We start from the raw sequence: 13,227 nt of genomic DNA, 5'->3' as shown, positions 1-13,227 counted from the left end.
ACCGGGTTGACCAGCGTGTACAGCGGGGCGCCGTTGGCCCGGACGATGCCGTAGTCGGGCACGTTGTCCGGGGTGAAGGTCAGCTCGCCGCGGACGAGGTCGGTGAAGGTGATCGTCTCGTCGGGCATGCGGAAGCGGACGATGGGCTCGCGGCCCTCGCGCTCGTACGCGTCGACCTGCTCGGCGGTGAGGTCGCGGCAGTGGCCGTCGTAGCCGGAGGGGCGGCCGGCGGCGCGGGCGGCCTCGCGGCGCTCGTCGAGCTCCTCGGTGGTGCAGTAGCACTTGTACGCGTGGCCGGACCCGAGCAGCTTCGCGGCGACGTCCTTGTAGACGTCCATGCGCTGCGACTGCCGGTAGGGCGCGTGCGGGCCGCCGACCTCGGGGCCCTCGTCCCAGTCGAAGCCGAGCCAGCGCATGGCCTCCAGCAGCTGCTGGTACGACTCCTCGGAGTCGCGGGCGGCGTCGGTGTCCTCGATGCGGAAGACCAGGGTGCCCTGGTGGTGGCGGGCGAACGCCCAGTTGAACAGGGCGGTGCGGACCAGGCCCACGTGCGGGTTGCCGGTCGGCGAGGGGCAGAAACGTACGCGTACGGGTGCTGCGCTAGTCACGCTTGATCACCTTGTTGGTGAGAGTGCCGATGCCTTCGATGGTGACGGCGACCTCGTCGCCGACGTGGAGCGGTCCGACCCCCGCCGGGGTGCCGGTGAGGACGACATCGCCCGGGAGCAGCGTCATGGCCTCGGTGATGTGCACGATCAGGTCCTCGATGGAGCGGATCATCTGGCTCGTGCGGCCGGACTGGCGCGGCTCGCCGTTGACGGTGGCGGTGACGGCGAGGTCGTTGGCGGCGGCGAGGTCGAGGTCCGTCTCGATCCAGGGGCCGATGGGGCACGAGGAGTCGAAGCCCTTGGCGCGCGCCCACTGCTTCTCGGCCTTCTGGGCGTCCCGCGCGGTGACGTCGTTGGCGCAGGTGTACCCGAGGACGACCTCGGCGACGCGCTCGCGCGGGACCTCGCGGCACATCCGGCCGATGACGACGGCGAGCTCGGCCTCGTGGTGCACCTCCTGCGAGAAGGAGGGGTAGACGATGGGGTCGCCCGGGCCGATCACCGAGGTGGACGGCTTGAAGAAGGCGACCGGGACCTCCGGCACCTCGTTGCCCAGCTCGGCGGCGTGTTCGGCGTAGTTCCGGCCGATCGCGACGACCTTGCTGGGGAGCACGGGCGGCAGCAGCCGGACCTTGCTCAGCGGCACCTTCGTGCCGGAGCGCTCGTACTCGGCGAACGGGATGCCCTTGATGATGTCGAGGACGAGTCCGTCCGGGACGGACTCGTCGCCCTCGACGACGCCGAAGGCGACATTGCCGTCGATGGAGAACCTGGCGATGCGCACGGGAAGCAGCTCACCTCACTGGCCGGAGACTGACGCTCCAGGTTATCCCGGGGGTGGCTCCCGGACCCGCCCGACGGGCCGCGCCTCAGGCGGTCGGCAGCTCCGTCAGGACGGTGCGGCGGGGGTTGGCGGTCTGCCGGGGTAGCACGACGGCTTCCGCGTCCTCGACGGCCGGAGCGACCTCTGCGGTCCGCGTGTCCTCGGCGTCCGCCAGGTGCGCGAGGGTGGTGCGGCGCGGGTTGGCTATGGGTCGCATGATCATGGTCGTCTTCATGGGCCGGTCAGAACCTCGTGTTGTTACCGGGCGCCCGGGCAGGCGCGGTTGACGTAGTACACGGCTGTGTCAAACGTCAATCTATCGCCGCCCATTCCCCGATCCGGATGACCAATACAACTGACGGTCTGTGATTTTCCTCACGAACGCGGGGACAAGCAGGGCGAATCGGTCGGCCGCCCGATACCAGCGAAACCGACATCACGGCCCATCCGGACTCTTCACCCCCGGTTGGCAGCAGCCGGGCGCCGGCCGGCGGGCCCCAACACCCCTGGAGAAAGCCCGGATTGCCGGAAGACATCCGAAAGGCCACCGACACCGTGTGATCCGTCGGACGCACTGAGTCACGTATTCCACTCGAAACATGTCGGCCCTTGTTGGACGTGCGGCACTGTGCTGGAATTCCCCGGACCGCCGTATCAACAGATGCCGGCGCGCAGGGGGGAGCGTGCGATCGCCGAGCGGCGGCGGCCAATGGGTATCCGCCGGGGAGGGCGGGACTCCGAAGACTCGACACCGTCCTGCCGCCCGTGCGGGGGACGCCTGGTCCAGAGGTTGCGACGCTAGTGCAGGGACGTTTCAAGAGGGATGGCGGCGCTGCGGGCGACCCGGAACAGCGCGGTGGGACCGATCACGGTCCCACCCGCCGGGATGAAACCGCAGACGCCGGAACCGCGGGCGCACAGAGCAGCGCCACGCCGGGAAGCGGTGTGCGCACCGGCCCGAAGCACGGCTCCCGAATAGCCATGCGCAACTGGCGCATCAGCACTCGTCTGGTGTCGCTGCTCGCGCTGCCGGTGGTCGCCGCGACCACCCTGGGTGCGCTCCGCATCCAGAGCTCGCTGGAGAACGTGCAGCAGCTGGAGGCCATGACCTCGCTGACCGACCTCACGGAGCAGGCGACCAAGCTCGCCGCCGCGCTCCAGGAGGAGCGAGACGTCTCGGCCGGCCCGCTGTCCAGCACGCCCCGGGACGAGGGCGACGACAACATCGCGGCCGCGCTGCAGAAGACCAAGCTGGCGCGCACGGCGTTCGTCAACGCCGCCAACGAGGTCTCCCCCGACCTCACGGGCGTCAACGCCTCGCTGACCGCGATCAGCCGCCAGCTCGGCACCCTGAACGCCATCCGCGAGCGTTCCTACGACCAGCCCGGCTACGTCGCGCAGACGGTCAGCGAGTACGACGAGCTCATCCGCTCGCTCATCGACCTCTCCCAGGAGATGGCCGAGGCGACCGGTAACTCGGACATGATCTCCAGCACCCGCGCGCTGGCGGCGTTCTCGTCCGCCAAGGAGTACGACTCCATGCAGCGCGCGATCGTCAGCGCCGCGCTCGCCGACAACCGCAACCTCAGCTCCAACGACTTCCGCTACCTGCAGGGCGCCCACCGCTCGGAGGGCACGGAACTCAAGCAGTTCAGCCAGATCTACGGCCGGACGAACGCCGAGGAGCTCCTCAAGGGCCTCAACGGCGGCAACGACATCGTCACCAAGGTCGACGAGCAGGCCGACCGCATCGCGGCCTCCGAGTCGAGCATCCAGAACTTCCAGGGCACCTACCTGGACTGGGACGACGACGCCAAGACCAAGATCCAGCTCATGGGCCAGATCGAGCAGACCCTGCTGCAGCAGATGCAGCAGAAGGCCCTGACGCTGCGCGACGAGGCCCAGCAAGAGGCGATCATCAGCGGTGCGCTGATCCTCCTCGTGCTCGGCATCTCGGTCGTCGGCGCCTTCGTCGTCGCCCGGTCCATGGTCCGCTCGCTGCGCCGGCTGCAGGACACCGCCCAGGAAGTCGCCCAGAAGCGACTGCCCGAGCTGGTCAAGCAGCTCTCCGAGTCCGACCCGCAGGACGTCGACACCTCGGTCGAGTCGATCGGCATCCACACCCGCGACGAAATCGGCCAGGTGGCCCGCGCGTTCGACGAGGTCCACCGCGAGGCGGTCCGACTCGCCGCCGAGCAGGCGCTGCTTCGAGGGAACGTCAACGCGATGTTCACCAACCTCTCGCGCCGCAGCCAGGGCCTGATCCAGCGTCAGCTGAGCCTGATCTCCGAACTGGAGTCCCGCGAGGCCGACCCGGACCAGCTGTCCAACCTCTTCAAGCTCGACCACCTCGCGACCCGTATGCGCCGGAACGGCGAAAACCTCCTCGTCCTCGCGGGCGAGGAGCCCGGCCGCCGCTGGACCCGCCCGGTCCCGCTGGTCGACGTCCTCCGCGCCGCCGCCTCCGAGGTGGAGCAGTACGAGCGCATCGAGCTCACCTCGGTGCCGGCGGTCGAGGTCACCGGCCGCGTCGTCAACGACCTCGTCCACCTGCTCGCAGAGCTGCTGGAGAACGCGACCTCGTTCTCCTCCCCGCAGACCAAGGTGCGGGTCACCGGTCACGCGCTGCCCGACGGCCGCGTGCTGATCGAGATCCACGACACCGGCATCGGTCTCTCCCCGGAGGACCTCGCCGACATCAACGAGCGGCTCGCCAACCCGCCGACGGTGGACGTCTCCGTCTCCCGCCGCATGGGTCTGTTCGTGGTCGGCCGCCTGTCCCTGCGACACGGCATCCGGATCCAGCTCCGTCCGTCCGACTCGGGCGGCACCACCGCGCTCGTCATGCTGCCGGTGGACGTCACCCAGGGTGGCGCCAAGCCCCAGCCCGGCGCCGGCAACCGCGGTCAGCAGCCGGGCGGTGCCCCCGCCGCGGCTCCGGGCGGTCCCGCGCCGGCCATGGGTGGCGGCGGCGGTACGGGCCTCGCCGGCATGCACCGCGGTGGGCAGCGCGGCCAGGTGTCCGGTTCCGCGTCGCGTCCGGCCCTCAACTCCGGTCCCGGTATGGGCCCGCAGGGCGGCCGTCCGGCCGGCCCCGGTGCCCCGACGGCGCCCGGCCCGCAGCGCTCGGGCCCGAGCTGGGCCAACGAGCAGGTCCCGGGTGGCCAGGGCCGGCCGCAGCAGCAGCCGCAGCGACCGGCGGCTCCCCCGCAGCGTCCGGCGGCGCCGCAGCCGATGGGCGCGGCCCACGGCCCCGAGGCCGACATGCCGCGCGGTCACGAGGACCTGGAGAGCACGGCGCAGTTCGAGCGCCCGGACTTCAACGCCATGCCGCACACCGCGCCGGCGTACGGCGGCCCCCAGACCCAGCAGATGCCGCAGCACGGCGGCCAGGCCCCGCAGATGCCGCAGCACGGCGGCCAGCCCCAGCAGATGCCGCAGATGCCGCAGCACGGTGGCCAGGCCCCGCAGCAGCAGGGCCAGTTCACCCGCAGCGACGTCTTCCAGCGTCCCGCGGCCCCGCAGGCGCCGCAGACCCCGGCGGCGCCCCAGGGACCGCGCCACTCCGGCGGGTACGCCCAGGAACCCGGCGCCGCCCACCAGCAGCGTCCCGCGGCCCCGCAGGCCGACCGGCAGCCGCTGCCGGCCGTCAGCGAGCCGATGGCGCTGCCTCCGGCCCCCGTTCGCCACGACGAGCCGAGCCCGATCTTCGACTCCCTCGAGTCGGACTGGTTCCGCACCGGTCGCGCCGAGCGCATGCAGCAGGTGCACGTCGAGCGCGGCCCGGTCGGCCCGCAGCACAACGGCAACGGCCCGGGTGCCGCAGCGCCGACCCGGCCGCCGCAGCGCCCGCAGCAGCCCGCCCCGCAGCAGCACCCGCAGCAGCCCGCCCCGCAGCGGGCCCGCGCCGAGCACGCGGCGCCGCCTTCGCACCCGGCACAGCCGGCGCACCCGCCGCAGCCCTCGCAGCCCCCGCGGCGCGACTCGGCGGCGTGGCGGTCCTCGCCGAACGACGAGGTGTGGGAGCGCGCGGGCCAGGTCCGCCAGCCGTCCGCGGGCGGGGTCACCCCCTCCGGGCTGCCGCGGCGGGTCCCCAAGGCCAACCTCGTCCCGGGAGCCGGTGCTCCCCAGCAAGCCCCACAGGGCGGTCCGCAGGTTTCGCGGGCCCCCGACGACGTGCGCGGACGCCTGACCAACCTCCGTCGCGGTATCCAGCAGGGTCGCCAGGCCGGTACGGGAACGACCGACGGCCGCGGCTTTGGCACCACTCACCAGCAGGAGCGTTAGTTGAGTCAGATGAGCCAGGCGGCACAGAATCTGAACTGGTTGATCACCAACTTCGTGGACAACACCCCCGGGGTGTCCCACACCGTGGTGGTATCCGCCGACGGCCTGCTGCTGGCCATGTCCGAGGGTTTCCCCCGTGACCGCGCCGACCAGTTGGCGGCCGTCGCCTCCGGCCTCACCTCGCTGACCGCGGGCGCGTCCCGCATCTTCGAGGGCGGCAGCGTCAATCAGACCGTCGTGGAGATGGAGCGCGGCTTCCTCCTCCTGATGTCGGTCTCGGACGGATCCTCGCTGGCCGTACTGGCGCACCCCGAGTGCGACATCGGCCTCGTGGGCTACGAGATGGCCCTGCTCGTCGACCGAGCGGGCGCCGTTCTCACCCCCGACCTGCGCGCAGAACTCCAAGGCAGCCTGATGGGCTGAGCTCCTCCCCGGAGCCCGGCCGAATGCACGCCCCATGACTACTCGCGACACGCGTCCGCTCTTACCCGGAGGACCATTCATGACCCCGCCGCCCGCCTCGCCCGGCCCGTACGGCGCGCCCCACCATGCGCCGTACGGGGGCGAAGGCGACCAGCCGCTGGTGCGGCCGTACGCCATGACCGGTGGTCGCACCCGACCGCGCTACCAGCTCGCCATCGAGGCACTGGTCAGCACCTCCGCGGACCCGAGTGCCTACCAGGGGCTGCTCCCCGAACACCAGCGCATCTGCCACCTGTGCATGGAGATCAAGTCGGTCGCCGAGATCTCCGCACTGCTGGGGATCCCGCTGGGGGTGGCCCGGATTCTGGTGGCCGACCTGGCTGAGGCCGGTATGGTCGCCATCCACCAGCCGAGCAGCGGCGAGGCCGGCGGACAGCCTGATGTGACACTGCTCGAAAGGGTGCTCAGTGGACTTCGCAAGCTCTAGGCCGGGGCAGCAGGCGGCGTACGGTGCGCCGCCCGCGGCCCGGTCCACCACCTCGGCGAAGATCGTGGTGGCGGGTGGCTTCGGCGTGGGCAAGACCACGTTCGTCGGGGCGGTCTCGGAGATCAACCCGCTCCGTACGGAGGCCGTGATGACCTCGGCATCCGCGGGCGTGGACGATCTGACGCACGTGGCCGACAAGACCACGACGACCGTGGCCATGGACTTCGGTCGTATCACGCTCGACGACGACCTGATCCTGTACCTGTTCGGTACGCCGGGCCAGGACCGGTTCTGGTTCATGTGGGACGACCTGGTCCGCGGTGCCATCGGCGCCGTCGTCCTGGTCGACACCCGCCGGCTGGCCGACTGCTTCCCGGCCGTCGACTACTTCGAGAACAGCGGTCTGCCGTTCGTCATCGCCCTCAACGGCTTCGACGGCCACCAGCCGTACACGCCCGATGAGGTCCGGGAAGCGCTGCAGATCGGCCCGGACGCCCCCATCATCATCACGGACGCCCGGCACCGCGCCGAGGCGAAGAGCGCGCTGATCACGCTCGTCGAACACGCGCTGCTCGCTCGTCTCAAGTAAGCGTTCCAGCTTGCCACTTCGCGTATGGACCGGCTGTGTCTTTTGACATGGCCGGTCCTTCTGTTCATAACGTTTCGACCGCGAATCGGAACAACCCGAACACCGCCCGCGCCCAGTCGGCTTCACTGCGCATACATCTACCCAGTGAATTGCCACCGCTTTACGCTTATGCCCGTTTTAACCGGCGCGTGATCATGGCTTCGCAGTCCTCGCCGGACGTTTGTGGAGCACCCCCATGACGTGCTGGAATTCATCGAAACCCGAGAGTAGGAACGGCGCCGCCCGCGCCGTCGCCGAGAGGTTGTTGGTCGAGTGAGGAACACGAGGCGAGCAGAGCCGGGTCCCGCGGACCACCCGCGTGGCAATTTCACCCCGCCTGCGCGATACGGCACGGCTCAGGCCGCTGCCCCCGAGGCGGCCACCGCGCCCGAGCCGGTGACGAGCCCGGGCAGCCGCTTCGCCATGCGCAACTGGCGGGTGGCCACCCGTCTGAACGTCATCCTCCTCATCCCGGTGATGGTCGCCCTGGTCTTCGGCGGCTTCCGGGTGCAGAGCTCGGTGCAGACCTGGCAGGACGCCGACGACGCGGTGCGGACCGCCAACGCCGTGCGCGCCGCCGTGGACTACGCCAACGCCGTCCTGAACGAACGCGATCTCAGCGTTGTTCCCCTGCTGGCCGGCGACACCGAGAACAAGAACGTCGTCGCGACCCGCGCGGCCACCGACCAGGCGGCCGCGAAGTTCGACGCGGCCGTCGCCGAGCTGCCCGTGAGCGACCGGCTGCAGCGCCGGGTGGCGAACATCCGCGAGGGCGAGAAGGTCCTGGCGAAGCTGCGTGACACGGCCTTCACCCGGCAGCTCCCGGGCGTGCAGACCGAGGAGAAGTACGTCGAGGTCCAGCACCCGCTGATGGAGCTCGCGAACGAGCTGGGCTTCGGCACCAACAGCATCGCCTCCTACGGCCGCACCCTCTACGCGCTCGAACTGACCAAGGCCGCCGAGTCGCTGACCCGCTCCATCGGCACCCACCTGCTCGTCGAGGACCGCGACAAGCTCGCCGACGGCGAGCTGCAGCTCCAGCTGACCGCCTTCACCTCGTACGCCTACCTCCAGCAGGTCGCGCTGGAGGAGTACCGGGGCGGTGGCACCGACGCGGACTACCAGCGGCTGCTGGACGCGCAGGACGCCGCCCTGGAGAAGGGCAAGGAGCAGGTCACCCAGGCCGCCCAGGCGGCCAAGCAGGCCGGCCAGCCCTTCAAGGCTCCGCCGAGCCTGGAGAACATGATCAAGCTGATCGCCTCCGGTCAGAGCACTGAGCAGCTCAAGGCCCAGGGCGTGACCGCGGAGAGCTGGTTCGGCGCGACCACCCTCGCCTTCGACGCCTACAAGAGCGTCGAGCAGCACCTGGCCAACCAGGCGTACAACGACTCGAGCGACATCGCCGACAGTGCCCGCATCGAGGCGATCGTCAACTCCGCCATCGTGCTCGTCGCGCTGATCATCGCCTTCATCGTGGCCGCGATGGTGGCCCGCTCGATGAGCAACAGCATGCGGCGGCTGCGCACCGCGGCCTTCGAGGTCGCCGAACAGCGCCTGCCGGCCCTGGTCGACCAGCTCTCCCGCACCGATCCGGGCAAGGTCGACACCCGCGTCCAGACGATCCCGATCACCTCGAACGACGAGATCGGCGAGGTCGCCCGCGCCTTCGACCAGATCCACCGCGAGGCCGTACGGCTCGCCGCCGAGCAGGCCCTGCTCCGTGGCAACGTCAACGCGATCTTCACCAACCTCTCCCGCCGCAACCAGGGCCTCATCCAGCGCCAGCTGACGCTGATCACGGACCTGGAGAACAACGAGGCGGACCCGGACCAGCTGGAGAACCTCTTCAAGCTGGACCACCTGGCGACCCGTATGCGCCGCAACGGCGAGAACCTCCTGGTCCTCGCCGGCGAGGAGCCCGGCCGCCGCTGGAACCAGCCGGTCCCGCTGGTCGACGTGCTCCGCGCCGCGGCCTCCGAGGTGGAGGCGTACGAGCGCATCGAACTGGTCGGCATCCCCGAGACCGAGATCCACGGCACCGCCGTCACCGACCTCGTGCACCTGCTGGCCGAGCTTCTGGAGAACGCCACCACGTTCTCCTCGCCGCAGACCAAGGTGCGGGTCACCGCGACCCGGCTGCCCGACGGCCGCGTCATGGTCGAGATCCACGACAAGGGCATCGGCCTCACCGCCGAGGACTTCGCGGACATCAACCACAAGCTGGCCGAACCGCCGACCGTCGACGCGTCGATCTCCAAGCGCATGGGCCTGTTCGTGGTCGGCCGCCTCGCCGACCGGCACGGCATCCGCGTCCAGCTCCGCCCGTCCGGCGAGCAGGCCGGCACCACCTCGCTGGTCATGCTCCCCGAGCCGATCACCCACGGTGGCGGTGGCGAGGAGATGCCGCTGGAGGACGACTTCACCGTGTCCCGGATCGTGCCGGAGCTCGAGACCCCGCAGTTCGCCGCCTACGGGCCGACCGCCGCGGAGCTCGGCTTCGACGACTCGCGCTACGAGCGCGCCGAGGCCCCGGGCGACACCCGCTCGCTCGACCCGGTCGGCCGCTCGCTCATGCGCGACCAGCGCCGTGCCCAGCTCGAGGCCGCGGCCGGCGACCGTGCCCCGGAGCACCTGCCGTTCGAGGGCGACGCCCAGGAACAGGGCTTCCAGGACGGCTACCAGGAGGCCGGCGCCGACGCCGCGTTCCAGGAGACCCCGTTCCAGGACAACGGTTTCCCGGCGAACGGCTACGGACAGCAGGGCTACCAGGAGCCGCAGGCCCAGCCGTTCCAGGAGCAGCACGGCTACGACGCGCAGCCCGCGTTCCAGGAGCCGGCGTACACCGAGGGCGGCTACGCCGAGCAGGGGTACGCCGCTCCGCAGAACGGCTACACCCAGGACGACTGGCAGCAGCAGAACGGGTACGCCCAGGAGCAGTGGACGGCGACGCCCGGCGGCGACCTGCCGCAGGCGGCCCAGCCGCAGGCCTTCCCGGCCCAGGCGACGGCCGATTCCGCCACAGCCACCCCCTTCGAGGCCCCGGAACGCGTAGGCTTCGACCGACCGGGTGCGGCCACCGGCCCGCTGCAGTCCTCGGTGACCGACGCGGGACTGCCGCGCCGCGACCGCGGATGGCAGCAGTCCGGCCCGGCGGCCCCGGCGCAGCCGGAGCCCCAGTCGACGGACGGCTTCCCGGCGCAGCCGGCGCCCTCCGCACCGGCGTCGGACGGGGAGTCGGAGTGGCGCTCCACGAACGACGACAACTGGCAGCGGGCCGAACAGGCCCGCAAGCCCAAGGCGGGCGGGGTCACCCCCTCCGGCCTGCCCCGACGGGTCCCCAAGGCCAACCTGGTCCCGGGTACCGCACAGCAGACTCCGCAGGGCGGACCGATGGTCTCCCGTGCACCCGAGGACGTCCGTGGCCGCCTGAGCAATCTGCGGCGCGGCGTCCAGCAGGGACGCACTGCGGGAACTGACACGAACGGCCAGGGCTTCGGCCCCAAGCACCAGGAGCGTTAGTTGAGTCCGATGAGCCAGGCGGCACAGAACCTGAACTGGTTGATCACCAGTTTCGTGGACCAGACCCCAGGGGTCTCCCATACGGTTGTGGTCTCTGCCGACGGCCTGCTGCTGGCGATGTCCGAAGGCTTCCCGCGGGACCGTGCGGACCAGTTGGCCGCGGTGGCCTCCGGTCTGACCTCGCTGACCGCGGGTGCCTCGCGCATCTTCGAGGGCGGCCACGTGAACCAGACCGTCGTGGAGATGGAGCGCGGCTTCCTCTTCATCATGTCCGTCTCGGACGGTTCCTCGCTGGCCGTGCTGGCGCACCCGGAGTGCGACATCGGCCTCGTGGGCTACGAGATGGCCCTGCTGGTCGACCGGGCGGGCAATGTGCTCACGCCCGATCTGCGTGCGGAATTGCAGGGCAGCCTGCTCAACTAACGGACAGGCATGCGGGCGCGTCTGGAGACCCGTAGGGTTTTCAGACGCGCTACCCAGCTGGAGGAGGAACCGTGGCAACGCCCCCAGGCGGAGATCAGTACGGCAATCACCAACAGCAGCCGCCCTTCAAGCGGTTCGACTTTCCCTCGGCACCCAGCCAGGACCCCGGTCCCGGCCCCACGCCGTCGCACCGGCAGCCGAGGATCCAGCCGTACGAACCCCCGCAGGCGCCTCCGCCTCGGACAGCGCAGACCGGGCGCTCCAAGCCGCCGTCCGGTCTGGTACGTCCCTACGCCATGACCGGTGGCCGCACCCGGCCGCGCTACCAGCTCGCCATCGAGGCACTGGTCAGCACGACCGCCGACCCGGTGCAGCTGCGGGGCCAGTTGCCGGAGCACCAGCGGATCTGCATCCTCTGCCGGGAGATCAAGTCGGTCGCGGAGATCTCCGCGCTCCTCTCCATCCCCCTCGGCGTCGCCCGAATCCTCGTCGCCGACCTGGCGGAGGCCGGGCTCGTCGCCATTCACCAGCCCGGTGGCGACGATGCCTCGGGCGGACAGCCAGACGTGACACTGCTCGAAAGGGTGCTCAGTGGACTTCGCAAGCTCTAGCGGTCCAGCTCGCTCAACCACCTCGGCGAAGATCGTGGTGGCGGGCGGCTTCGGCGTGGGCAAGACCACGTTCGTCGGTGCCGTATCGGAGATCAACCCGCTGCGTACCGAAGCCGTGATGACCTCCGCCTCCGCGGGGATCGACGATCTGACGCACGCGCCGGACAAGACCACGACGACCGTGGCGATGGACTTCGGCCGTATCACCCTGGACGAGGACCTGATCCTCTACCTGTTCGGCACGCCGGGCCAGGACCGCTTCTGGTTCATGTGGGACGACCTGGTGCGCGGCGCCATCGGCGCGGTCGTCCTCGTGGACACCCGCCGGCTGGCGGACTGCTTCCCGGCCGTGGACTACTTCGAGAACAGCGGTCTGCCGTTCGTCATCGCCCTCAACGGCTTCGACGGCCACCAGCCGTACAACCCCGAGGAAGTCCGCGAGGCCCTCCAGATCGGTCCCGAGGCACCCATCATCATCACGGACGCCCGGCACCGCGCCGAGGCGAAGAGCGCGCTCATCACGCTGGTCGAGCACGCGCTGATGGCGCGGCTGCGGTAGCGGTTCCCGCTTCCCGTACGACGCGAAAGGCCCCGCACGGCATGTGCGGGGCCTTCGCGTCGCGCCGGACGACAGGAGGACCGTTGCCCGCACCCTTCGAACCGGACGACCCGGCGCACCTCGGCATCCCCGGAGGCACGGGGTGATCGCCCCCGTGACGGCCGCTTCCCTTGCCGAGGTCTTCGCCCCGGAGCAGATCGTGCGCGTCCGCGCCACGGGGCAGGACGCAGGGCCCACGCACGGGCCCACACGCGGCTTCCTGGCGGACGTGGGGCTGCCGGTGGCCGCCGGTGTGCTCTTCGAGCTCCGGACGGACCTCGCGGGCGGCCCGACGCCGCTGCGGGCCGCGTCCCTCGTCGAGGACCTGACGGACTACGAGGGGTTCTCCCCCGGCGTCCACCGGTGGCTGCACCTGGGCCGGGCCCTCCACGGCGACGTGGCCCTCGACGGCGGCACCGGAAGGGTGCACGTGGTCAACCACGAGGTGCGCAGGATCGAGTGGGTCCACACCGACGTCTCGTCGATGGTCCACGGGATGTGCCTGCTGCAGCTCAGGCGCCCGGACTACGACCCTCCCGGCGTGTTCCCCGAGATCGACGACCTCATCCGGATCGCAGAGGAGATCCGCGCCGCCCTGACCGCTGTCGATCCCGTCCCGTTCGGCACGGGCGACGGGCTGTGGGAGGCCGTCTTCGACGACATCGCGGGCGGCATGTGGTGAGGACGTCCCCGTACGACGACGGCGGCGCGGCACCCGGGAGGGGGGGGGCGGCCCCCGGGGGGGGCCGGGGGGGGGCGGCCGCCCCCGGGGGGGGGGCGGGGGACCCCCAACGCCCCCAGGGGGGCCCCCCCCGCCCCG

12 protein-coding genes are annotated in these 13,227 nt (G+C 71.0%); 9 read left to right on the top strand and 3 right to left on the bottom strand.

Annotation, left to right across the window (positions count from 1 at the left end; genetic code table 11):
• From ACFV3E_RS31980 to ACFV3E_RS31970, 3 genes are all read right to left on the bottom strand, one after another.
• A partial coding sequence (locus tag ACFV3E_RS31980) for a glutamate--tRNA ligase (protein WP_500537811.1) occupies nt 1-608 on the bottom strand: 608 nt, incomplete at its 3' end.
• The gene (locus tag ACFV3E_RS31975; RefSeq protein WP_499514183.1) at nt 601-1,392 is read right to left on the bottom strand and encodes a fumarylacetoacetate hydrolase family protein; all 792 of its coding nucleotides are present in this window, start codon (nt 1,390-1,392) and stop codon (nt 601-603) included. The genes ACFV3E_RS31975 and ACFV3E_RS31980, both read right to left, overlap by 8 nt.
• A gap of 85 nt (nt 1,393-1,477) precedes the next feature.
• Nucleotides 1,478-1,666 carry a hypothetical protein gene (locus tag ACFV3E_RS31970; RefSeq protein WP_500325619.1) on the bottom strand — a complete coding sequence of 63 codons (189 nt, stop codon included), beginning with the start codon at nt 1,664-1,666 and terminating at the stop codon, nt 1,478-1,480.
• A 566-nt stretch (nt 1,667-2,232) separates the two neighbouring features.
• Between ACFV3E_RS31970 and ACFV3E_RS31965 the strand changes: the two genes are divergently transcribed.
• The 9 genes from ACFV3E_RS31965 (at nt 2,233) to ACFV3E_RS31925 (ending at nt 13,089) form a co-directional block, all read left to right on the top strand.
• A complete protein-coding gene (locus ACFV3E_RS31965) occupies nt 2,233-5,718 on the top strand; it encodes a sensor histidine kinase (RefSeq protein WP_500537810.1) in 3,486 nt (1,161 codons plus the stop codon).
• A gap of 9 nt (nt 5,719-5,727) precedes the next feature.
• The gene (locus tag ACFV3E_RS31960) at nt 5,728-6,141 is read left to right on the top strand and encodes a roadblock/LC7 domain-containing protein (protein ID WP_018562063.1); all 414 of its coding nucleotides are present in this window, start codon (nt 5,728-5,730) and stop codon (nt 6,139-6,141) included.
• A gap of 79 nt (nt 6,142-6,220) precedes the next feature.
• On the top strand, nt 6,221-6,628 hold the full coding sequence (locus ACFV3E_RS31955) for a DUF742 domain-containing protein (RefSeq protein WP_361792631.1): 408 nt from the start codon (nt 6,221-6,223) through the stop codon (nt 6,626-6,628).
• Complete coding sequence (locus tag ACFV3E_RS31950; protein ID WP_078620110.1) at nt 6,609-7,217, top strand: GTP-binding protein; 609 nt, start codon at nt 6,609-6,611, stop codon at nt 7,215-7,217. The genes ACFV3E_RS31955 and ACFV3E_RS31950 overlap by 20 nt, the downstream gene beginning before the upstream one ends.
• A gap of 462 nt (nt 7,218-7,679) precedes the next feature.
• Nucleotides 7,680-10,775: a sensor histidine kinase gene (locus ACFV3E_RS31945; protein WP_500537815.1), complete on the top strand. Its 3,096-nt coding sequence runs from the start codon at nt 7,680-7,682 to the stop codon at nt 10,773-10,775.
• A 9-nt stretch (nt 10,776-10,784) separates the two neighbouring features.
• A complete protein-coding gene (locus ACFV3E_RS31940; RefSeq protein ID WP_018562059.1) occupies nt 10,785-11,198 on the top strand; it encodes a roadblock/LC7 domain-containing protein in 414 nt (137 codons plus the stop codon).
• Between the two features lie 71 nt (nt 11,199-11,269).
• The gene (locus ACFV3E_RS31935; RefSeq protein WP_500325615.1) at nt 11,270-11,809 is read left to right on the top strand and encodes a DUF742 domain-containing protein; all 540 of its coding nucleotides are present in this window, start codon (nt 11,270-11,272) and stop codon (nt 11,807-11,809) included.
• Nucleotides 11,790-12,368: a GTP-binding protein gene (locus ACFV3E_RS31930; RefSeq protein WP_089224993.1), complete on the top strand. Its 579-nt coding sequence runs from the start codon at nt 11,790-11,792 to the stop codon at nt 12,366-12,368. Before ACFV3E_RS31935 ends, ACFV3E_RS31930 begins: the two co-directional genes overlap by 20 nt.
• A 154-nt stretch (nt 12,369-12,522) precedes the next feature.
• The gene (locus ACFV3E_RS31925) at nt 12,523-13,089 is read left to right on the top strand and encodes an SUKH-4 family immunity protein (protein WP_500537809.1); all 567 of its coding nucleotides are present in this window, start codon (nt 12,523-12,525) and stop codon (nt 13,087-13,089) included.
• Nucleotides 13,090-13,227 lie beyond the last annotated feature (138 nt).

The sequence above is a fragment of the Streptomyces sp. NPDC059718 genome, from assembly GCF_042733315.1.
In the GTDB taxonomy this organism is placed as follows: Bacteria; Actinomycetota; Actinomycetes; order Streptomycetales; family Streptomycetaceae; genus Actinacidiphila.
The sequence above is the reverse complement of the archived record's forward strand: the minus strand, read 5'-3'. Positions and strand labels throughout refer to the sequence as shown.